This window comes from Allobosea sp. WAO (genome assembly GCF_001509835.1).
In the GTDB taxonomy this organism is placed as follows: domain Bacteria; phylum Pseudomonadota; class Alphaproteobacteria; order Rhizobiales; family Beijerinckiaceae; genus Allobosea.
This window is the reverse complement of sequence record NZ_JXTJ01000008.1, coordinates 651,329-671,821: the sequence shown is the minus strand read 5'-3', so window position 1 is coordinate 671,821 and position 20,493 is coordinate 651,329. Positions and strand designations below refer to the sequence as shown.

At 67.3% G+C, this 20,493-nt stretch carries 19 protein-coding genes; 9 read left to right on the top strand and 10 right to left on the bottom strand.

What is annotated here, in order from left to right; genetic code table 11:
• Positions 1–80: 80 nt before the first annotated feature.
• Positions 81–437, top strand: a complete 357-nt coding sequence (locus DK26_RS17975; RefSeq protein ID WP_066475335.1) for a DUF1428 family protein — start codon at positions 81–83, stop codon at positions 435–437.
• A gap of 25 nt (positions 438–462) precedes the next feature.
• On the opposite strand, the gene DK26_RS17970 is transcribed toward DK26_RS17975, so the two are convergent.
• Entirely contained in the window at positions 463–1,257 is a 795-nt protein-coding gene (locus DK26_RS17970; protein ID WP_066475333.1) for an SDR family NAD(P)-dependent oxidoreductase, read from the bottom strand.
• 162 nt (positions 1,258–1,419) lie between these two features.
• On the opposite strand from DK26_RS17970, the gene DK26_RS17965 reads away from it, so the two are divergent.
• The 3 genes from DK26_RS17965 (at position 1,420) to DK26_RS17955 (ending at position 6,596) form a co-directional block, all read left to right on the top strand.
• Positions 1,420–2,136: an alanyl-tRNA editing protein gene (locus DK26_RS17965; RefSeq protein ID WP_066475330.1), complete on the top strand. Its 717-nt coding sequence runs from the start codon at positions 1,420–1,422 to the stop codon at positions 2,134–2,136.
• A 50-nt stretch (positions 2,137–2,186) separates the two neighbouring features.
• The gene (gene sseA, locus DK26_RS17960; protein WP_066475328.1) at positions 2,187–3,041 is read left to right on the top strand and encodes a 3-mercaptopyruvate sulfurtransferase; all 855 of its coding nucleotides are present in this window, start codon (positions 2,187–2,189) and stop codon (positions 3,039–3,041) included.
• A 342-nt stretch (positions 3,042–3,383) separates the two neighbouring features.
• Positions 3,384–6,596, top strand: coding sequence for an autotransporter outer membrane beta-barrel domain-containing protein (locus DK26_RS17955; RefSeq protein WP_066475327.1), 3,213 nt, complete (start codon positions 3,384–3,386; stop codon positions 6,594–6,596).
• A 33-nt stretch (positions 6,597–6,629) separates the two neighbouring features.
• Here the strand turns inward: DK26_RS17955 and DK26_RS17950 are convergent, their stop codons facing one another.
• Complete coding sequence (locus DK26_RS17950; protein WP_066475326.1) at positions 6,630–7,553, bottom strand: glutaminase; 924 nt, start codon at positions 7,551–7,553, stop codon at positions 6,630–6,632.
• A 170-nt stretch (positions 7,554–7,723) separates the two neighbouring features.
• Between DK26_RS17950 and DK26_RS17945 the strand changes: the two genes are divergently transcribed.
• Positions 7,724–8,473: a peptidase gene (locus tag DK26_RS17945; RefSeq protein ID WP_066475325.1), complete on the top strand. Its 750-nt coding sequence runs from the start codon at positions 7,724–7,726 to the stop codon at positions 8,471–8,473.
• Here the strand turns inward: DK26_RS17945 and DK26_RS17940 are convergent.
• The 3 genes from DK26_RS17940 to DK26_RS17930 all read right to left on the bottom strand — a co-directional run bounded on the left by DK26_RS17940 (position 8,470) and on the right by DK26_RS17930 (position 11,353).
• Complete coding sequence (locus DK26_RS17940) at positions 8,470–9,177, bottom strand: ankyrin repeat domain-containing protein (protein ID WP_066475321.1); 708 nt, start codon at positions 9,175–9,177, stop codon at positions 8,470–8,472. The two genes, DK26_RS17945 and DK26_RS17940, sit on opposite strands and share 4 nt — an antisense overlap.
• Positions 9,178–9,467: 290 nt before the next feature.
• Complete coding sequence (locus DK26_RS17935; RefSeq protein WP_066475320.1) at positions 9,468–10,100, bottom strand: pyridoxamine 5'-phosphate oxidase family protein; 633 nt, start codon at positions 10,098–10,100, stop codon at positions 9,468–9,470.
• Positions 10,101–10,315: 215 nt separating this feature from the next.
• Positions 10,316–11,353, bottom strand: a complete 1,038-nt coding sequence (locus tag DK26_RS17930) for an aldo/keto reductase (RefSeq protein ID WP_066475319.1) — start codon at positions 11,351–11,353, stop codon at positions 10,316–10,318.
• 279 nt (positions 11,354–11,632) lie between these two features.
• On the opposite strand from DK26_RS17930, the gene DK26_RS17925 reads away from it, so the two are divergent.
• Positions 11,633–12,826: a CoA transferase gene (locus tag DK26_RS17925; protein WP_066475317.1), complete on the top strand. Its 1,194-nt coding sequence runs from the start codon at positions 11,633–11,635 to the stop codon at positions 12,824–12,826.
• 11 nt (positions 12,827–12,837) lie between these two features.
• Positions 12,838–13,620 carry an enoyl-CoA hydratase/isomerase family protein gene (locus tag DK26_RS17920; protein WP_066475316.1) on the top strand — a complete coding sequence of 261 codons (783 nt, stop codon included), beginning with the start codon at positions 12,838–12,840 and terminating at the stop codon, positions 13,618–13,620.
• A 36-nt stretch (positions 13,621–13,656) separates the two neighbouring features.
• On the opposite strand, the gene DK26_RS17915 is transcribed toward DK26_RS17920, so the two are convergent.
• The 5 genes from DK26_RS17915 to DK26_RS17895 all read right to left on the bottom strand — a co-directional run bounded on the left by DK26_RS17915 (position 13,657) and on the right by DK26_RS17895 (position 18,231).
• Positions 13,657–14,427: an SDR family oxidoreductase gene (locus tag DK26_RS17915; RefSeq protein WP_066475315.1), complete on the bottom strand. Its 771-nt coding sequence runs from the start codon at positions 14,425–14,427 to the stop codon at positions 13,657–13,659.
• A 27-nt stretch (positions 14,428–14,454) separates the two neighbouring features.
• Positions 14,455–14,961, bottom strand: coding sequence for a TRAP transporter small permease subunit (locus tag DK26_RS17910; protein ID WP_066475314.1), 507 nt, complete (start codon positions 14,959–14,961; stop codon positions 14,455–14,457).
• Positions 14,958–16,256: a TRAP transporter large permease gene (locus DK26_RS17905; protein WP_066475313.1), complete on the bottom strand. Its 1,299-nt coding sequence runs from the start codon at positions 16,254–16,256 to the stop codon at positions 14,958–14,960. The genes DK26_RS17910 and DK26_RS17905 overlap by 4 nt, the downstream gene beginning before the upstream one ends.
• Before the next feature lie 37 nt (positions 16,257–16,293).
• A complete protein-coding gene (locus DK26_RS17900; protein ID WP_066475311.1) occupies positions 16,294–17,310 on the bottom strand; it encodes a TRAP transporter substrate-binding protein in 1,017 nt (338 codons plus the stop codon).
• Positions 17,311–17,457: 147 nt separating this feature from the next.
• Positions 17,458–18,231, bottom strand: coding sequence for a GntR family transcriptional regulator (locus DK26_RS17895; protein ID WP_066475309.1), 774 nt, complete (start codon positions 18,229–18,231; stop codon positions 17,458–17,460).
• 126 nt (positions 18,232–18,357) lie between these two features.
• Here DK26_RS17895 and DK26_RS17890 point away from each other — a divergent pair, with 126 nt between their 5' ends.
• Positions 18,358–19,029 (top strand): cyclase family protein, encoded by a 672-nt coding sequence (locus tag DK26_RS17890; RefSeq protein ID WP_066475308.1) that lies wholly within the window; start codon positions 18,358–18,360, stop codon positions 19,027–19,029.
• A gap of 38 nt (positions 19,030–19,067) precedes the next feature.
• Positions 19,068–20,465 (top strand): hypothetical protein, encoded by a 1,398-nt coding sequence (locus tag DK26_RS17885; RefSeq protein ID WP_066475303.1) that lies wholly within the window; start codon positions 19,068–19,070, stop codon positions 20,463–20,465.
• The last annotated feature ends 28 nt before the right edge of the window (positions 20,466–20,493 follow it).

Genomic DNA, 20,493 nt, shown 5'->3' with positions numbered 1-20,493 from the left:
AACGAAATTGTCTGTTCCATGCTGTCGGATCGCGCGCTCGCCGATCGTCCTATGGCCTTCACGCGAAACAGGAGAGGCAGATGCCCTATTATGTCGACGGCTTCGTGCTTGCCGTCCCGAAGGACAAGCTCGACGCATACAAGGAGATGGCAAAGCTCAGCGGCGAGGTCTGGATGGAGCACGGCGCTCTCACCTATGTCGAGGCCATCGCCGATGACGTGCCCTATGGCGAACTCACCTCGTTTCCGCGAGCGGTGCAAGCCAAGGACGACGAGATCGTCGTCTTCGCCTGGGTGACCTATGAATCGCGTGCCAAGCGCGACGAGGTGATGGCCAAGGTGATGGCCGACCCGCGGATGAAGCCCGGCATGGAAAACATGCCCTTCGACGGCAAGCGCATGATCTTTGGCGGTTTCAGCACCATCGTCGAGCGCTGAGCCCCTGCGGATCGCAGCGGCGGCTTCAGCCGTCGCGGTTCGCGCCCCCGGCGAGCGCACGCGCCGCCCGGAAATAAAGCGGATAGGGCAACAGCCTGATGAGCTTCAGGGTCCAGGCGAGGCGGCGCGGGAAGACGATCTCGAAGCCGCCGCGGGCGAAGCCGTCGGCGATGCGGATCGCTGCGGCCTGGTCCGTCATCAGCAGCGGCATCGCAAAGGTGTTGCGTTTGGTCATCGGCGTGTCGACGAAGCCGGGATTGACCAGCTGCAGGCGGATGCCCAGCCGGTCGCATTCGAAGCGCAGGCTTTCGCAGAGATGGATCGCCGCGGCCTTGGACGCGCCATAGGCTCCGCTCCCGGGCATGCCGGCATAGCCGACGAGCGAGGCGTTGACCGCGATCTGGCCCTTGCCGCGGTCGCTCATGTTCTCGATCAGCGCCGCAAGCCCGCGCACGACGCCGAACAGGTTGACGGCGAAGATGCGCTCGAAGGTCGTCGCATCCAGCCCGTCGGGCCGGTTTCCCTGGGCCGTGCCGGCATTGAGGAGCGCGAGCACGATCGGCCCGTGGACGCTCTCGATCCCTTCGACGACGGCGCGCATCGCCTCGGGATCGGTGACGTCGCCGGCATGGGCCACGATCCGGCCCGAAAGACCGGCGCCCTGTAGCGCCACCTCCTCGAGCAGTTCGAGGCGCCGCGCCGTGATCGCGACCGTCCAACCCCGCCGCGCCAGTTCGAGCGCCACCGCCGCGCCGATGCCGGAGCTCGCACCGGTGATCCAGGCGACGCCGTCCTTCGGCTGCATGCGTGGCATGGTCATCGAGGGGTCCCCACGCCGCTGACGAACCGGCGATCCAGCCCGGCAACCTAGTCACAGCGGCGGCGCGACGGAAGCCCCGTCGACGACGAGCACGCGCGACCGCATGCATCTTTGCCGCGGCCGCCGGGCCTGCGATAAGCTGACGATCCCAGGGAGATCGCCATGCCGACCGAATTGCTGTTCCGCGCCGACGCCTATCAGAACGAAACGGAGGCGACCGTGCTCGCGATCAACGAGCGCGGCGGCATCGAGCTCGACCGGACGGTATTCTATGCCACGGGTGGCGGCCAGCCGGGCGATGCCGGCCTCCTCGTAACGGCCGATGGCCGGGAGATCGCGATCGGCACCGCGATCTACAATCCCGAGGACAAGAGCCGCATCCTGCACGTCCCGCTCGAGGGCCAGGGCGCGCCGGCCATCGGCGACAAGGTCACCGCCCGGCTCGACTGGCCGCGGCGGCTAAGGCGGATGCGCATCCATACCGCGCTGCACCTGCTCAGCGTCGTGCTGCCCTACCCCGTCACCGGCGGCGCCATCGGCGAAGGCGACGGCAGGCTCGATTTCGACATTCCGGAAGGCGGCCTCGACAAGGCGGAGATCGCCGAGAAGCTCAATGCCCTGGTGGCGCGCAATGCCGACGTCACCGAGAGCTGGATCACCGACGAGGAGCTCGATGCCAATCCGGGCCTGGTCAAGACCATGTCGGTCAAGCCGCCGCGCGGCTCCGGCCGCGTCCGACTGGTGAAGATCGCCGAGATCGATCTCCAGCCCTGCGGCGGCACGCATGTGCGCAACACCGCGGAGATCGGTGAGGTCCTGGTCACCGACATCGAGAAGAAGGGCAAGCAGAACCGCCGCGTGCGGATCGCGCTTGCCTGAAGATTTCTCTGCAAGTCCCTGAAAACAGACTCCTTCGAGGAAACGCCCCCATGGCCAGCAACGATGTTTTCGTCTCCACCCAATGGCTGGCCGAGCGGCTCGACGCGCCCGACATCGTCGTCGTCGACGGCTCCTGGTACCTGCCGGCTCAGGCCCGCGACCCTGCCGCGGAATATGCCGAGCGTCGGATTCCGGGTGCCGTGCGCTTCGACATCGACGCCGTCAAGGACACGAGTTCGGCGCTGCCGCATATGATGCCGGGTCCCGAGGCGTTCGCAGCGGCCGTCGGTGCACTGGGCATCGGCGACGGCATGCGCATCGTCGTCTATGACGGGCTCGGCCTGTTCTCGGCGCCGCGGGTGCGCTGGACCTTCCGCACGTTCGGCGCACGCGATGTGGTGATCCTCGAAGGCGGCATGCCGCAATGGCTGGCAGAAGGCCGCCCGGTCGAGGAAGGCGCGCCGCGCACCCGCCAACCGCGCAGCTTCACGGCGCGTCTCGACCATTCCTCCGTCGCCGACATGAACGATGTGGCGAAGGCGCTGGAGACCGGCTCGGCCCAGATCGTCGATGCCCGCCCGGCCGATCGCTTCCGCGGCGAAGCGCCGGAACCGCGGCCCGGCGTCCGCTCTGGCCATATGCCGGGCGCGCTCAACCTGCCCTCCTCGGCGCTGGTGGCGAACGGCAAGCTCAAGGCACCCGATGCACTCGCAGCCGCCTTCCGCGAGGCCGGCGTCGATCTCGACAAGCCGATGGTGACGAGCTGTGGCTCGGGCGTCTCGGCCGCGATCCTCTCGGCCGCGCTGGAGACGCTCGGCAAGCCCGCCCGGGCGATCTATGACGGCTCTTGGTCCGAATGGGGGGCGAGCGACCGCCCGATCGCGACAGGCCCGGCGAAGGCCTGAGACCGACAGGTTCCGAACTTTAGAAGATAAAACGCTGTGCCGGACGGAGCGCCCGGCACAGCTACAACATCTGTTGCGCACGAGCCACAGATAATGGCTTCTTTGTGACAGCCCGTTGAACCGGCTCTTTTTTGGTCTTCCGCCAAACCGCCGTGCATGCAAATCATCATAACGTTACGTCAATTCAGATTCTCTTGAGCCCGAACCTTCGCGGCGCGATGGGTGGCGATGACTCTCGCCCCTGCGCCACGGCCTCTCCCGGCAGGGTGGAGCTGATGTAGCTCCGGCTGGCTCCTCCAGTCCGGATCGTCTGCCGCCAACATTGCGAGAGCCTGTCCTGCGATGGCCAACCGGAATTCCCGTCGGAACTGCTCCCTGGCCTTCCTGCTCGGCACCACAGCGCTCGCCCTGCCCGGACTGGCGCAGGCGCAGATGCGCTGGGACGGCAGTTCGAGCAACGACTGGAACAATGGCGACAACTGGAGCACAGGCCTCGTCCCGGCCGCCGGCAGCAACCCGATCGTATCAGGCCCAGCGCCGGTAATGCCGATCCTGTCCGGCGGCACGACCAGCCTCGGAACGGTCTTTGTCGGTTATGACAACGCGCTTGGAGGCGCCGGGTTGACGATCACCGGCGGAGCGAGCCTGACGACGACCTCGGCAACGGTCGGCGAGCAAAGCGCCAACAACGCCGGAAATGCGCGGGAACTCGAGGCCGCCTCGGTGACACTCACCGGCGCCTCGAGCTGGACCAGCACCAACCTGCAGATCGGCGCCTACGGCGCAGGTAAAACGACCGTCAACGGCGGCAGCACGCTGACCGCGACGAGCAACCTGCACCTCGGCGTGCACCATAACAGCGTCACCGGCAGGTCGGGCAATGGCACGCTGACGGTCTCGGGAACCGGATCGCAGGTGGTCAGCAACGGCACCATCTTCGTCGGCGATCTCGGCATCGGTGCGATATCGGTTACGGCTGGCGGCAAGATCACGACGCGAAGCGGCAGCCTCGGCCAGGCCGCGACTGGCTCCGGAACGGTCACCGTGCATGGTAGCGGTTCGCGCTGGGAGACACCGAGCGGCGCACTCACGATCGGCAATGGCGGCAGCGGCCAGTTCACCGTGAGTGGCGGCGCCACCGCCAAGACAGGTGCGCTCAACCTGGCAGGCCTCGTCAACTCGTCGGGCAGGCTGACGGTGACGGGGGGCGGCAGCGTCCTGGAAGCAGGCCAGATCAGGCTGGGCGTGCGATCCTCGGGCCTGATTTCGGTCGATGACGGCGGCACATTGAAGGCGACGGCCATCCTGGTCGGCGCCGAGACCACAGGCATCGGCCGAATCGACCTACGCGGCGCCAGCAGCCTGATCGAGGCGAGCAGCTACACGATGGTCGGCTGGTTCGGCGAAGGGAGGCTGACGGTCTCCGACGGCGCGACGCTGCGCGGCACGGTCCGGATCGCGCATGAGGCGAGCAGCCGCGGCACGCTGAACATCGGTGCCGCAGCCGGCAGCGCAGCGGCGGCGGCCGGCACCGTCGATGCGGCGACCATCCAGTTCGGAGCCGGCACAGGAAAACTGGTCTTCAACCACACCGACCGCCCTTACGACTTCACATCCTCGATCAAGGGGAAGGGCAGCATCGAGCATCATGCCGGCACGACCCGCTTCAGTGGCGACAGCTCGACCTTCACCGGCACGACCACCGTCTCCGGCGGCACATTAATTGTCGGCGGTGTACCGGCCGGCGCAGCTCTGGGCGGCGCGACAACGGTGTCCGGCGGGGAACTGTTCGTCGCCCACACGGCCACCGTCGGCACGGTCTCGGTCCTTTCCGGCGGCACGCTCGGCGGGAACGGCACAGTGGGCCGCACGACCATCGGCAACGGCGGCACGCTCGCCCCCACCTTCCTGCTCACCCTCTCGCCCCGCGCGCTCGAGGTCCAGGGCAACCTGGCCTTTGCGCCCGGCGCGACCTATCGGGTCCAGTTCTATGGTGGGCCCGTGCTCAACACGCACATTACCGTGACCGGCACGGCTAGCCTCGGCGGCACCCTCGCGGTCGCAGAGATCGGCGGCCTGCTCTACTACTTCAACCGGCCTCAATCGGTGCTCACCGCCCATGGCGGAATCTCCGGCACATTCGACACCGTCACCACCACCAGCGAACCCAATAATGGCGCCGTCACCAGCGAGGTCAGCTACACCGCGAACGACGTCCTGGTCACGCTAAAGCCCGCTTCGCTCGTCGAAGCAGTCAGCGGCACGAACAGCGGCAGCAGCTCGACGGTGACCACCGACACCGGCAGCACGACGACGCCGCCTCCTTCGCCCAATCCGGTCTACAACACGGCCTCCGGCCTCTCGCTCAACACCTGGTCGGTCGCCGCCGCGATCGACCGCGCCGTGGCGAGCGGCGCCGACCCCTCCTTCCTCTACCAGATCTATGCGCGCGGCGACCGCCAGTCCCTGATCGCCGCCCTCGGCACCCTGACCGGCGAGGTCCATTCCACCGTCGGCATGATGGGCTGGGAGGCCGCAGGCGGCTTCCTGCGGGCGATGCTCGATCCCTTCGCCAGCGGGCGCGACCCAAATGCCATGCCGGGTGCCGCCGGTGCCTTCGCCACAGCCGGCGCCTATGCCTCGATCGGCTCGCAGGCAGAGCTGCCCTCGGCCAAGGGTCCACGGATCGCAGCGCAATTCGTGCCCGACCGGCTCTACAATCTTTGGGGCCAGGGCTTCGGCAGCAAGAGCCGCTCGGGCGCCGACAGCGCGCGCGGCAGCCAGGCCAGCGATACTTCGAGCGGCCATCTCGCGCTCGGCATCGATTTCCGCGTCCTGCCAGACACTATCCTCGGCGTCGCGATTGCCGCCGGCGAGTCACGCTCCAGCCTGTCCGGTGCGCTCGGTGACGCCAAAGCCGACATCCTCCAGGCCGGCCTCTACGGCATGACCCGGATCGGCGCACTCTCGCTAGGCGCCTCGCTCGGCTACGCCTCGGCCGATGTCGAGACCAACCGCGCCATACCGCTGATCGGCGCCCTCGCCATCCGTGCCAGCTATCGCACCGAGATCTGGAGCGGCCGCGCCGAAGCCGCCTGGCGCTTCGTCTCGTTCGGCGGCCTCAGCGCCTCGCCCTATGCAGCCTTCACCGCCCAGAATCTGCGTACCCCCAGCTTCGTCGAGCGCGACGGGGTCACAGGCCTGCCGACCGGCGTCGCCGTCCAGGGCCGTGACGGCACCACCGCCCGCACCGAACTCGGCCTCAGGCTCGATGCGACGACCACTCTATTCGGGCTTTCGACCACAGCCTTCGGCAAACTCGGCTGGGGCTATTACGCCCGCCGCGACAACCAGTTCAGTGCCAGCCTGATCGGCCTTCCCGGCTCCGGCTTCGGCTTCCAGGGCACGAGGCCCGATCGCAATGCGGCGCTGATCGCCACCGGACTCGACGTCCGGCTCTCGAACGCCGTCAGCCTCGGCGCCCGCTTCGACGCGGAACTCTCGCAGAACAACCAGTCCTATGCCGGCGCCGCGACGCTGAAAGTCAGCTTCTGAGCCGAAGCACGGCCGGAGGCACTGCCACGGGCGTCAGAACACCGACCAGCCGGTCCTCTCGACCAGGCTCTCCAGCGCCAACGCGCCGACGAGCGAGGTGCCGGCGGCGTTGAGGCCCGGCGACCAGACGGCAATGGCGGCGCGGCGGGGCGCGATCGCTAGGATGCCGCCGCCGACACCGCTCTTGCCGGGCAGCCCGACCTTGAAGGCGAACTCGCCGGACGCGTCGTAGTGGCCGCAGGTCATCATCAGCGCCTTGACCCGGCGAGCCCGGCCGGGCCGGCAGACGGTCTCGCCGCTCAGCGGATCGACGCCGTCTCCGGCCAGGAACAAGCCAGCGCGGGCGAGCTGGAGGCAGCTCAGCCGCAATGAGCACTGATTGAAATAGACCTTGAGAACCTCCTCGACCGGGTTCTGCAGGTTGCCGAAGGCCCGGATGAAATTGGCGAGGCTGGCATTGCGGAAGCCGGTCTGCGCTTCCGAACGCGCCACCTCCCCGTCCATAGAAACAGTCGCGTCATCGGCGCGGGCGCGCAGGAATCCGAGGATCTCCGCGATCGTCTCCGGCGGCTTGCGCCCGGCGAGCAGCGCGTCGGTCACGACGATCGCGCCGGCGTTGATGAAGGGGTTGCGCGGCACGCCGCGCTCCTGCTCGAGCTGGACGATCGAGTTGAACGGCGAGCCCGAGGGCTCGCGCCCGACATGCTGCCAGAGCCTGGTCCCGACGCGTTCCAGCGCCAGCGTCAGGGTAAAGACCTTGGAGATGCTCTGGATAGAAAACGGGACCGCCGCATCGCCGGCGGAGGCGCGCTCGCCATCACAGGTAATGACCGCGATGCCGAACCGGTTGGGGTCGACCTGCGACAGCGCGGGGATGTAGTCGGCGACACGGCCCGCGCCGACATGGCCGGCGACATCCGCATGGACGGCGGCGACGATCTCCGCAAGATCCTGCATCCGTCAGCAACTCCGGCCACCGGCCCCACGGGCCCTGTCAAAAGCAGCTTTGCATCCCGCCTTGCGCCGGGCAATCGGGGCCCTATGCCAGCGCATCCGTCTCGCAAAGCCATCGTGCTTGGCAAGGCTGCCCCGCCTGCGTCATGCTGGCGAAATTGCGGAGGCGCGCGATGACCTACTGCCTTGGAATCCTGCTCCCAGCCGGGCTGATCCTCGCTTCCGATTCCCGCTCCAGCGCCGGCGTCGACCAGATCGCCATGGTCGAGAAGCTCGCTCTGTTCGAGGTTCCGGGCGAGCGCGTCATCGCCATCCTTTCGGCGGGCAACCTTGCGACCACGCAGGCCGTGGTGACGATGATCCGCCAATACACCAAGCACAAGCAGGAGAGCGCCGGCAGCCTGGAGAACCGCGACATCCTCGCGGCGCGCACCATGTTCGACGCCGCCCAGATCGTCGGCAACACGTTGCGCGAGGTGCTGCGCCTCCACCGCAGCTTCGTCGAGCCCTATGGCGACCCGAATGGCAGTTTCCTCGTCGCCGGACAGATCGCCGGGGAGCCGCACCGGCTGTTCCAGATCTATTCGGCCGGCAATTTCGTCGAGGCGGTCGGCCGCACGAACTTCCTGCAGCTCGGCGAGACCAAATACGGCAAGCCGATCCTCGACCGGGCGCTGAGCCCGACGGGCGGGCTCGACGAAGCCGCAAAGCTCGCTCTGCTGTCTTTCGACGCGACGATCCGCAGCAATCTCTCGGTCGCGCCGCCTATCGACATGCTGCACTACGAGACCGGGAGCTTCTCGACCCGGACACTCGCAAAATATGACAGCAATCACCCCTACTGGACGGATCTGCGTCAGCGCTACAGCGACGGGCTGACGGCGTTGGTAACCAGCCTGCCCGACCCGCAGTTTCCGAGCTAGGGAACCTCCAGAACCGCGATCATCGCCGCGTAGCCGCGGCGGCGGGCGTGATCGAGCGGCGTCGCGCCGCCGCGGTCGGCAAGGTCACGGCGGGCGCCGGCGGTGACGAGCGCGCGGGCGGTCTCGACATGGCGCGGCCCGCCATCACCGAGGATCACGGCTTCGATCAGCGCGGTCCAGCCGAGATTATTGACATGGTCGAGCGGCGCGCCGGCCGCGATCAGCGCCTTGACGACATCGTCATGACCGAGATGGGCGGCGGCGATCAGCGCCGTGCCGGCATAGGGGCTGGTGACGGCCCGGGCGTCGCCACCGATGGCGAGCGCCACCCGCATGGTCTCGACATCGTCGTTGACCGCTGCAATCGTGATCGCGTCATAAAGCTGGCCGTCGAGCGCACGCGGATCGGCTCCCGCGCGGACCAGCGCGCGCATGATCTCCCGGTTGCCGGCATGGGCTGCGACATGCAGCGCGCTTCGGCCATGGCCGTCGCGGGCATCGAGTTCCGGCTTCTGTGCAAGGGTTCGCTCCAGCGCCGCCATGTCGCCTCGATAAGCGGCAGAATGCAGCCCGGCATAGGCGGCGATCTCCGTCTTCGACGGCGGAACCTGCGCGAACGCCCGCGAACCGAATCCGGCCTGGATCACCAGCAAAAATGCGAGACCGACGGCGCTGATTCCGATTGCCCGTTGCCCGAAAACCATGATCGGGGCCTCCCGTTTTCGCGATCGGCGCAAGAGGCAGCAAGCTGCTCAAAAAAAGGACAGCAATTCTGCCCTTTCCCCCTTGTACCGCACCGCGGAACGCCCTATCTCTTGTGCACCGCAGCAGAGATGCTGTGGCGCCCTCCTTGGGCGTTTCCTCCCTAGACTTCGGCCTGCGCTCCGGCGCGGGCCCTTTTCTTTTCTGGAGGCTAGCGGCAAGGACGAAGGCCGGCAACCGCGCGATCACCTCGCACGGAGCTACGGCCAGGGCTCGATGAGACCCCCGCGGCTCAGTAGAGCCGCGTCCTGTAAGCCTCCTCCAGATTGGCGTCGGCCTCGGCCGCATCGACCGCCTTCGTCTGCTCGGCGACGATGCGCCCGAGCGTCGGGAAGCTGCCGCGCTCGACCTGTGCCTCCTGCGCCCAGAGCTTCGAGCGGATCAAGGCCTTGCCGCAATGGAAATAGGCCTCGTCGACCTCGACCAGCAGGCCGAGCTTCGGCGTCTTCTCCTGCACGGTCGTCGGTTCGAGCAGCGCCTCGTCGCGGGTCAGCCGCGCCCGGCCATTGACCCTGAGCGTCTCGTTGATCCCGGGCACGAAGAAGACCAGCCCGACACCCGGCGAGCTCAGCACATTGCCGAAGCTGTCGACCCGGTTGTTGCCGCGCCGGTCGGGGATCAGCAGGGTCTTTTCGTCGAGCACCTGGACGAAGCCCGGTCCGTCGCCGCGCGGGCTCGCATCGGCCCGCCCCTCGCTGTCGGAGCTCGCCAGCACCAGGAAGGGCGACAGCGCGATGAAGTCACGGCAGAAATGGTCGAGCCGGTCGAGCACCTTGCGCTCGGCGAGCAGATGGACCTCGCCGACCAGGGCGCGCAACTGCTGCGCGTCCGCAACTTCACTGTCAGGCTTCTCGCTCGTCGTCATCCCGCCCTCCGGCCGGTCGCGCTCCCGGCCGCACGATCAGCCGGGACAGGCTCCACCCGCCCCGACCTAGCATGAACTGGGGCAGCCGCCGAGGTCGCTCCTTACAGAGCCGGCTTCGGCCGTTGGCATGGCGATTCAAAGCCTCGCGAAACCGATTCAGCTTTCCGGCGGAAGCTGCTGATATTCCGCCGGAAAGGCTCGCAGCGGTCGTCGCGTCAGCGCGGGTCCGGCTTGGTGCGGCTGGCGCCCTGGCGTTCCAGCATCCAGCCGGGATATTCGCGCGGCAGGGCGCTGACCGCGTCGAGGGTCTTCAGCTCCTCCGGCGAAAGCACGATCTCGACGGCCGCGAGATTCTCGGCGAGCTGTTCCGGGCGCTTGGCGCCGACGATCACGCTGGTCACGGCCTGCTGGTGCAGCAGCCAGGCGAGCGCGATCTGCGCGACGCTGCGCCGATGCGTCTCGGCGATGCCGCGCATGGCATCGATCACGTCATAGCCGCGCTCGCGATCGACCGGCGGAAAGTCGAAGCTGGCACGCCGGCCATCGCCACCCTGCTCGTTGCGCCGGTCGTACTTGCCAGAAAGCAGTCCGCCGGCGAGCGGGCTCCAGACCATCAGGCCGACCTTCTCGGAGAGCAGCATCGGCACGATCTCGCGCTCCAGATCGCGGCCGGCGATCGTGTAGTAGGATTGCAGCGAGGCTATGCGGGACAGTTGCCGCCGCTCACAGATGCCAAGCGCCTTGGCGACTTGCCAGGCCGCCCAGTTCGAGACGCCGACATAGCGGACATGGCCTTGGCGAACGAGCGTGTCGAGCGCCTCCAGCGTCTCCTCCATCGGCGTCACGCTGTCGAAGGCATGGATCTGGTAGAGGTCGACATGGTCGAGCTGCAGCCGCTTCAGGCTGGCCTTGACCTGCTCCATGATGTGGTAGCGGCTGGCGCCGCTGCCGTTCGGCCCCTGCCCCATGCGGCTGAAGACCTTGGTCGCGACCACGACCTCGTCGCGCGGCACGCCGAGATTGCGCAGGGCCTGGCCGGTGATCTGCTCCGAGCGCCCTTCGGCATAGACATTGGCAGTGTCGATGAAGTTGATGCCGGCATCGAGCGCCGTCCGGACCAGCGCGTCGGCCTCCTGCTGCTCGAGCCTGCCGATATGCCCCCAAAAACCCTCGTCGCCGCCGCCGAAGGTCATGGTGCCCAGGCATAGTTCGGAGACGAGCAGGCCGGTCTGGCCAAGCGTGTAATAGCGCATGACATTCTCTTTCCATTCGAGGAAAACGCCCGGGCGGCGTCGAAGCGCGCGATGAGTGGCGGCCGAGCCGTCACCGGGCCGGCTCGAAGATAATGGCGCAAGGATGCGCCGCAACGTCAGGGTGGCACATTGCGGCGCGGCTCGCCGTCTCGTGAAGCAGCCGCCCGGGCGCGCCGCACATGGCAAGGTCGCGATTCTTGCATACAAAATGGCTTTAGCGTTGACGCTCCCGGCCGATGACGGGATAGTCGCGCCCCCTATAGAGCCTTCCGGAACATCATGCCTCGTCCGACACCGTCCTCCGCGCTCGAGAATCTGCGCGTCCTCGATCTTTCCCGGGTCCGCGCCGGCCCGACCTGCGCCCGGATCTTCGCCGATTTCGGCGCCGACGTGCTCAAGATCGAAAGCCCGCCGGGGGTCGATCCGAACGAGAACATGAGCGGGGCGCGGCATGGCTACGACATGCAGAACCTGCACCGGAACAAGCGCTCGCTGACGCTCAACCTGAAGAAGGAAGCCGGCAAGGCTGTGCTGCGCCGGCTGATCGCCGATGCCGACCTGCTGATCGAGAACTTCCGCCCGGACGTGAAGGACCGGCTCGGCCTCGATTTCGAGACGCTGCATGCGCTCAATCCGCGCCTGATCCTGGTCTCGGTCTCGGGCTTCGGCCAGACCGGCCCCTATCGCCTGCGTGCCGGCTTCGACCAGATCGCCCAGGGCATGGGTGGGATGATGTCGGTCACCGGCCTGCAGGGCCAGGGCCCGGTCAGGGCCGGCATTGCCGTCGCCGATTCAGCGGCGGGCCTCTACGGGGCGATCGGCGCGCTGGTCGCACTGCAGGAACGCGCGGTTTCCGGCAAGGGCCAGTGGGTGCAGACCTCGCTGCTCGAGGCGCAGATCGCGATGATGGATTTCCAGGCGGCGCGCTTCCTGGTCGAAGGTACGGTGCCGCCCCAGGCCGGCAACGACCACCCTTACGCGACACCGATGGGCGTCTATGCGACGCGCGACGGCCACATCAATCTCGGCGTCGGCGCCGAGGGGCATTGGCGCTCCTTCTGCGGCGTGCTCGGCCAGCCGGAACTGGCGAGCGACCCGCGCTATGACAGCGTCGAGAAGCGCTATGCGGCACGGCCGGAGCTGCGCATCCTGCTCGAGGAGATCATGTCGACGCAGGACAGCGCCTACTGGCTTGACGCCTGCGAGAAGGCTTCGGTGCCGGCGGGGCCGATCTACTCGGTCGACGCCATGTTCGACGATCCGCAGGTGCAGCATCTCGGCATCGCGCAGCCCGTTACCCACCCGGTTCTCGGCGACATCCGCGTCATCGGCGAGCCTGTCGGCCTGTCGCGCACTCCGGCGAGCGTGGTTTCGCCCACGCCGGACGCCGGCGAGCATAATGACGAGATCCTGATCGAGCTCGGCTATGACGCCGCGGCGATCGCGCAACTGCGCGCCGACGGCGCGATCTGAAGAGGTTTCCGATGACTGACGAGATTCTCTACGACGTCGCCGACGGGATCGGCACGATCACGCTGAACCGGCCGCAGGCCCGCAACGCCTTGACCTTCGCCATGTATGAGGGGCTTGCAAAGATCTGCAGCGATCCCGAGAGCCACGGTGCGCCCAAGGTGATCGTGATGACCGGCGCCGGCGAGAAAGCCTTCGCCGCCGGCACTGACATCACGCAGTTCCGCGAGTTCAAGACGGCCGAAGATGCGCTCGCCTACGAGAACCGCATCGAAAAGGTGATCACGGCGATCGAGAGCTGCTCGGTACCGACGATCGCGGCGATCTCCGGCGCGGTCACCGGTGGCGGCGCGGCGATCGCCTGCGCCTGCGACCTCCGGATCGCGACGCAATCGGCCCGCTTCGGCTTCCCGGTGGCGCGCACGCTCGGTAACTGCCTGTCGATGGCGAACTACGCAAGGCTCGCCAGCCTGCTCGGGCCGGCCCGCGTCAAGGACATCATCTTCACCGCCCGGCTTGTCGAGGCCGATGAAGGCCATCGCGTCGGCCTCTACAACGAGCTCGTCGCCGATCATGCCGCGCTGATGGCGCGGGCGAAGGAACTCGCCGAGACCATCCGCGGCCATGCGCCGCTGACGATGCGCGCCACCAAGGAGGCGCTGCGCCGGCTCACCGAAGCGGCCAGCGCTGGCGTCGACGGCGATGACCTCGTCGCGCTCTGCTACACCAGCGCCGATTTCCGCGAGGGTATGGAAGCCTTCCTCGGCAAGCGCACGCCGAACTGGCAGGGCAAGTAGCCCACCAAAATCAGCCGCTGCCCGGTACCCGCGCCGTCAGACGCGGGTGCCGCCATCGGCCATGATCACCGATGCGGTCATGAAGGACGCCTCGTCGGACGCAAGCCAGAGGATCGGCCAGGCGACTTCGCGCGGATCGGCCCAGCGGCGCTGGATGTTGTGGTCGACCTTCTCGGTACGCAAATCCTGCTCGCTCTTGCCTTGCGGGGCGAAGCGGCGGACATGGAACGGCGTCAGCGTCAGGCCGGGGCAGACCGCATTGACGCGCACGCCGCGATCGGCCTCCTCGAAGGCCAGCGTCTTGGTCATCGAGATGATGCCGGCCTTGGCGACGTCGTATTGCCCCATGCCGCCCCGCGGGTTGAAGGCGTGGGTCGAGGAGATATTGACGATCGCCCCCTTCCCCGCCTGCCGCAGCGCCGGCAGCGCCTCGCGGGCGAGATAGGCATAGCTCAGCAGGTTCACCGAGAGGATCTTCTGCCAGGTCTCGGCCTTGGCCTCGTCGAGCGGCTCATAGGAGCGGATGCCGGCATTGTTGACGAGGATGTCGAGCCGGCCGAAGGCGGAGAGTGTCTCGGCGACGATCGCCGCGGCGGACGCCTCCTGCCCGACATCCCGGACGATCTCCAGGATCTCGGCGCCCGGCACTGCTGCACGAATCCGCGCGCCGACCTCGGCCAACGCCGAGGCGTCGATGTCGACGAGCACGACCTTCGCGCCCTCCTCGGCGAAGAGTTCCGCGGTCGCCGCGCCGATGCCTCCGGCTCCACCGGTGAGGATCGCGACCTTGCCTGCAAGACGGGCCATGAGTGCTTGCCTTTCCGAGCGGCGCTGTCAGCCGACGAGTGAAGTGGTCGAATGGAGTTCGCCCTTGCCGCAGGCGACCCGGTAAAGCCAGACGAGGCTGTACACGGCCATGAGCGCGCCGCAGCCGGGGATCGCGGCATACCACCAGCCCTTGTCGAGCCGGAGGAACGGCGTCGTCTCGCCGGCCATCTGCATGAACTCGATACCGTAGAAGACGAGCACGAGCGCAAAGCCGAACATGGCGAGGTTGATCAGGATTTCGAGCATGCGCCGCAGATTGGGCGGCAGCAGGCTCTCGAGCATCACGACGCGGTAGAGAACGCCTTCGCGCCAGAGCGCGAGCGAGGTCAGCATGACCATCCAGATGAACAGGAACTCGATGATCTCGTCATAGCCCGTGATCGTGAACAGCGGCATGATCCGCAGCACGATCGCGGCGCCGAGCAGCACGAACACGCCCAGCATGCACAGGATCGCAGCGACCTTGCAGGTGACGGCGACGCCCCTGTCGAGAGCTTCCAGCGCGGCGATCATCGCGTCACTCCATAGCCCAGCGCGTGAGGCAGCCAGAGCGAGAGCCCCGGCACATAGGTGATCAGCATCAGCACGCCGATGAGCGCCAGCACGTAGGGCCAGATTTCGCGCGTGATCTCGCCGATCGAGATCTTGGCGATGCCGGCGACGACGTAGAGGCAGAGTCCGACCGGCGGCGTGACCAATCCGATCATCAGATTGAGCACGAGGATCACGCCGAAATGAACCGGGTCGATGCCAAGCTGAACCGTGATCGGCAGCAGCACCGGGAAGGCGATGATCATCAGCGCGATGCCCTCGATGAACATTCCGAGGACGAGCAGCGCGACGTTGATGATCAGCAAGATCATCCAGGGCTCGGAGGACAGCGTCAGCAGCGCCGTCAGCACGGCATTGGGAATCTGCTGCTGCACCAGCACCCAGCCGAACGGCGCCGCAAGCGCGATGATGAACATCACCTGCGCGGTCTGGCGCGCGCTCTCCCAGAGCACGGCGACAGTGTCGCTCCAACTCAGCTCCCCGTAGACGAACCGGCCGAGCACGAAGGCGTAGGCGGCAGCGACCACGGCGGCCTCGGTCGGCGTGGCGAAGCCGGTCAGGATCACCAGCAGGATCGCCGGCGGCAGGGCTAGCGCGGGCAACGCCGTGCGGACGATCCGGGCAGCGACCGGCAAAGGCGGCATGCCCTCGCCGCGGGGCAGGTTCATCCATTTCGCGGCAACCGCGATGACTGCCATCAGCGACACGGCCATCAGCAGGCCCGGCACGACACCGGCCATGAACAGGGCACCCACCGAAACATTGGCGAGGCTGCCATAGATCACGAAGGGAATGCTGGGTGGAATGATCGGCCCGATCGTCGCCGAAACCGCCGTGATGGTGGCGGCGAACCTGCCGGTATAGCCGGCCTTGGTCATGGCGCGGTGCTCGATCACGCCCATGCCCGCGGCGTCGGCGATCGCCGAGCCGGACATGCCGGCGAAAATCACACTGCCGACAACGTTAACATGGGCCAGGCCGCCACGAATGCGCCCGATGCAGAGCTGCGCGACACCGAAGATGCGCTCGGTCGTGCCGCCGACATTCATCAGATTGCCGGCGAGCACGAAGAACGGGATCGCCAGCAGCGGGAACGAAGTCGTCCCGGCATAGGTGCGCTGGATGAAGATGACGAGCAGCTCGGGGCCGGCCGTCGCGACCATCGTTCCGATCGCGACCAGCCCGAGGGCTACCGCGATCGGGATGCCCAGCATGATGACGACGCACACGCCGAGAAGTACCGCGGTGACCAGCATCGCGCGTCGTCCTTCTTCTTATTCTTGCAGGCTGTGGTCAGGCGGTGCGCGCAGCGGCGACGAGCTTGGTCCACTCGTCCCAGGTCTTGTCGCCGAGGGCCTTGCGGAGCTGCTCGTAGGCCGGCCCCATCTTGTCGCGGAACGGCGCGACATCCGGCCGGGTGATCGCGAGACCGGCCTTCTCCATCGCCGCGAGGTTGCTATCCTCGTTGTCGCGCACGCCCTTGCGGGCCCCGGCACCGGCCTTGGTCCCCTCCTCGATGACGATCTTGCGCTGCTCCTCGTTGAGCTTGCTGCTCCAGACCCGCGGATTGGCGCAGAACATGATCGAGGCGTAGATGTGCTTGGTCAGCGCGATGTGCTTCTGCGCCTCGTAGAACTTCGCCGCGAATGTAGTGCCGACAGGGTTGTCCTGGCCGTCGACGACATTGTTGGCGAGCGCCAGATAGACCTCCTGGAAAGCGATGGTCTGGGTGCTGGCCCCGAGCGCCTCGAAGGCGGCCTTGATCGCGAGCTCGGGCGGGACGCGGATCTTCAGCCCCTGCACGTCGGCCGGCTGGTTGATCGGCCGGCGGCTGTTGGTGACGGCCCGGAAGCCCCATTCGAGATTGGAGATCCAGGTGAAGCCGGCGATCTTCAGCTGCTCGGCGATCCAGTCTCGCGCGGTGACGTCGAGCGTCTTGTGAGCGTGCTCATAACTGTCGAACTGGTAGGGGATGTTGATGACGCCGATCGTCTTCGACAGCGCCTCGATGTTTGCCGGGTTCAGCATCATCATGTCGATGGCGCCCAGCCGGGTCTGCTGCGCCGCCTCGACCGGCGAGCCCAGCGCATTGTTTGGGAAGATGGTGATCTTGACCTGGCCGTTGGTGCGCTCGGCGATGCGCTTCACCATCGCCTCGGCCTCGATATGCACGGGATGGCTCATGTCGGCCGGATGGGTCAGCCGCAATTCGACGGCTGCACGCGCCGGCCTGATCGCCGGCAGCCCGACCGTGAGCGCCGCGCCGGCCCCCAGCAGCGAGCGACGCGTCCACGTGATCTTCCCGACCATGGCGTTCTTCCTTCCCCGGTGATTGTAGGCGGTCGCCGGCTTTGTCCGCGGCAACCGTACGAGCCGTCTCTGCGGCCTCACCGGAAAAGTTGCATGCAAGAATACGAGCCGTCAACCGCGTTCGGCGCTCTGCCGAAAGATGCGGCACTATCGCGAGGTGGCCCCGCCCTGCTTCTTGCCCCGTTCGGTCTCGGGCTGCGCGGCCGCCTGCTTTGCACGCAGCGAGGCGACCAGCCCCTCGAGTCCATTGCGGACATGGCTGCGCAGCGCCTGGCCGGCGCGGCCAGAATCGCGCGCGGTCAGCGCATCGAGGATCTGCTGATGCTCCTCGATCGCGGTGCGCCAGCGCGTCGGCCAGAGATTGGAGGAGAAACGCGCGCGATCGACCCTGAGCGCCAATAGCTCCCAGACCCAGAGCAGGATCGAATTGCCCGAAAGCTCGATGATTCGGCGATGGAAGGCCTTGTTGGCTTCGAAATAGCCGGGCAGCTCGTCGCGGGCATGATGCAGCAGCATGCGGTAATGCAGCATGCCGATCTCGGCGATGGCCTCGTCGCTGATGTGCTTCGCAGCCAGCTCGCCAGCGAGGCCTTCGACCACCGTCACGACCTCGATCAGCGCCACGACCTCGTCGAGATCAAGCTCCGAGACGACGGCCGAATGATTGGGCAGAGCGCGCAGCAAGCCGTCCTGGATCAGCGTCTTGATCGCCTCCCGCACCGGGGTGCGCGAGATCGCGAGCTGATCGCAGAGTTCGCGCTCGTTTAGCTTGGTCCCCGGCGCCAGCACACCGGTGACGATCAGATTGCGAAGCCGCGCGACGGTGTTGCCGTGCAGATGGCCCTTGCGCTTGCCCGGCTCGGGCGGCGGCAATTGCGCGAGAAGCGCCGCGAGCGGCGTCGTATCGTCCGAAATGGTCATGGCCGGTTGTACACTCCCGTCACACTTGACGGTCAAATTTTCTTGCATGCAAGATGTCGACCCTCTACCGAGAGCCCGCCCGCAACATTTTTTTGAGGGCGGAGCCGAGCTCTGCTGGATGCTGCCATGAAGATCATCGACCTCAGCATGCCGATCGCGCCGCATTTTCGTTGGCCCGTCGAGCTTTCGATCAAGGGCGACATCGCCGCGGGCGACCAGTTCCGCGTCTCGAAGATCGCCGGCCCCTGCCATGGTTTCTCGCATGTCGACGCTGCCGCCCATTTCGTTGCGGGCGCGCCGACGATCGAGGCGACGCCGCTTTCCGAAGTGGTCGGCGCCTGCCGCGTGCTCGACCTCAGCGCCCGCCCGGCGAATGCGCCGATCGAACCCGAGCACCTCGCGGCGGCCGATCCCGGCGGCAAGGAGGGCGAAATCCTCCTGCTCGCCGCCCATTGGAGCGACCGGCGTAACTATCAGGACAAGACGTTCTGGACCGAAGCACCCTGGCTGACGCTTGAAGCCGCGCAGTGGCTGGCGGCGCGCAAGCCGACGGCCGTCGCCTTCGACTTCCCGCAAGACTATCCGATCCGCCTGCTGCTCGAAGGCAAGGAGGTGCCGAAGCCGGAGCATGTGACGCATCACGTCCTGCTTTCGCACGGCGTCACGCTGATCGAATACGTCTGCAACACCAGCCGCCTCAGCGCGCCCAGGAACCTGTTCTCGGCGGCGCCGCTCCTGATCCCGAACGCCGATGGCGCGCCGGCGCGCTTCTACGCCATCGAAGGCCTGCCGGTCTGACACGGCCCCATTCAATCCCGAACTGAAAGTCCAAGACCTTGAACATCGAGAACTTCTTCGCCTCCCGGCCGGATGTCGCTGGGCGTGTCGTTTCGGCTGCGCTCGTCGGCGCCGGCGAATTCGGCGCCAGCTTCATCGGTCAGGCCCGCCGCACCGCGCATATCGCGCCGCGCGTAGTCTGCGACCTCGACCTCGCCCGCGCCCGCAAGGCCGCGCTCGCCGGCGGCTTCAGCGAAGGCGACCTCGCCGACTGCCGCAATGCGGCCGAGGCAAAGGCTGCGCTCGAGCGTGGCCTCGTCGCGCTGATCGACAATTCCGACCACCTCGCCAGCCTGGCCGTCGACCTTGTGGTCGAGGCGACCGGCGACCCGGAAGGCGCGGCCAAGGTCGCCCTCGCCGCGATCGAGAACGGCCGCCACTGCGTGATGGTGACCAAGGAGGCCGAGTGCATCATCGGCCCGATCCTGGCGCACAAGGCCAAGCAGAATGGCGTCGTCCACACCCCGGTCGATGGCGATCAGCCGAGCCTGCTGATCGGCCTGATCGGCTGGGCGCGCATGCTCGGTCTGCCGATCGTCGCGGCCGGCAAGTCGAGCGAGTCGGATTTCGTCTGGGATCCGGAGACCGGCACGGTCACCGCCTGGGAAACCCCGGCCGACGCCAAGGATTTCGCCGCCGCCTTCGGCCGCCTCGGCAGCAACCCGCTGCCGCTGCTGGCCGAGCGCGCCAAGCTGCCCTTCCCGCGCGCGACCGTGCCCGACCTCTGCGAGATGGGCATCGTCTCGAACCACACAGGGCTGATGCCCGACATCGCCGAGATGCATGCGCCGATCGCGCGTACCACCGAACTGCCGACCCTGTTCCGGCCCGCTTCCGAAGGCGGCCTGCTCTCCGGCTCCGGCAAGGTCGACATGTTCAACTGCCTGCGCCGGCCGGACGAGCTGTCCTTCGCGGGCGGCGTTTTCGTCATTGCCGAGGCGCCCGATCTCGCGACCGGCGCGCTGTTCGCCGGCAAGGGCATCCCCTGCTCACCCGATGGCCGCTATGTGCTCGTGCACAATCCTGTCCACCTGCTCGGCGCCGAAGCGCCGATGTCGGCCCTCTCGGCCGCGCTGCTCGGCCAGTCGACCGGCGGCGCCGAGGTGCTGCCGCGCGTCGACCTCGTTGCCCGCGCCAGCCGCGATCTCGTCCCCGGCGAGACGCTGACCATGGGCTATCGCCATGTCATCGGCGGCCTCGAGCCTCTGTTGCAGCCGGCCCGTCCGCTCGGCGCCGACGAGCCCGTGCCGTACTACCTGACCGCTGGTCGGCCGGTGGTGCGGCCGGTTGCGCGTGGCGCGATTCTGACCTGCGCCGACATTGCGCTGGATGAGTCGACGACGCTCGTGCAGCTGCGCCGTGAACAGGACGCCCTGTTCAACACCGGCAAGGTTTGACCAAAATTAGGGCTATGCTGTATGCAGC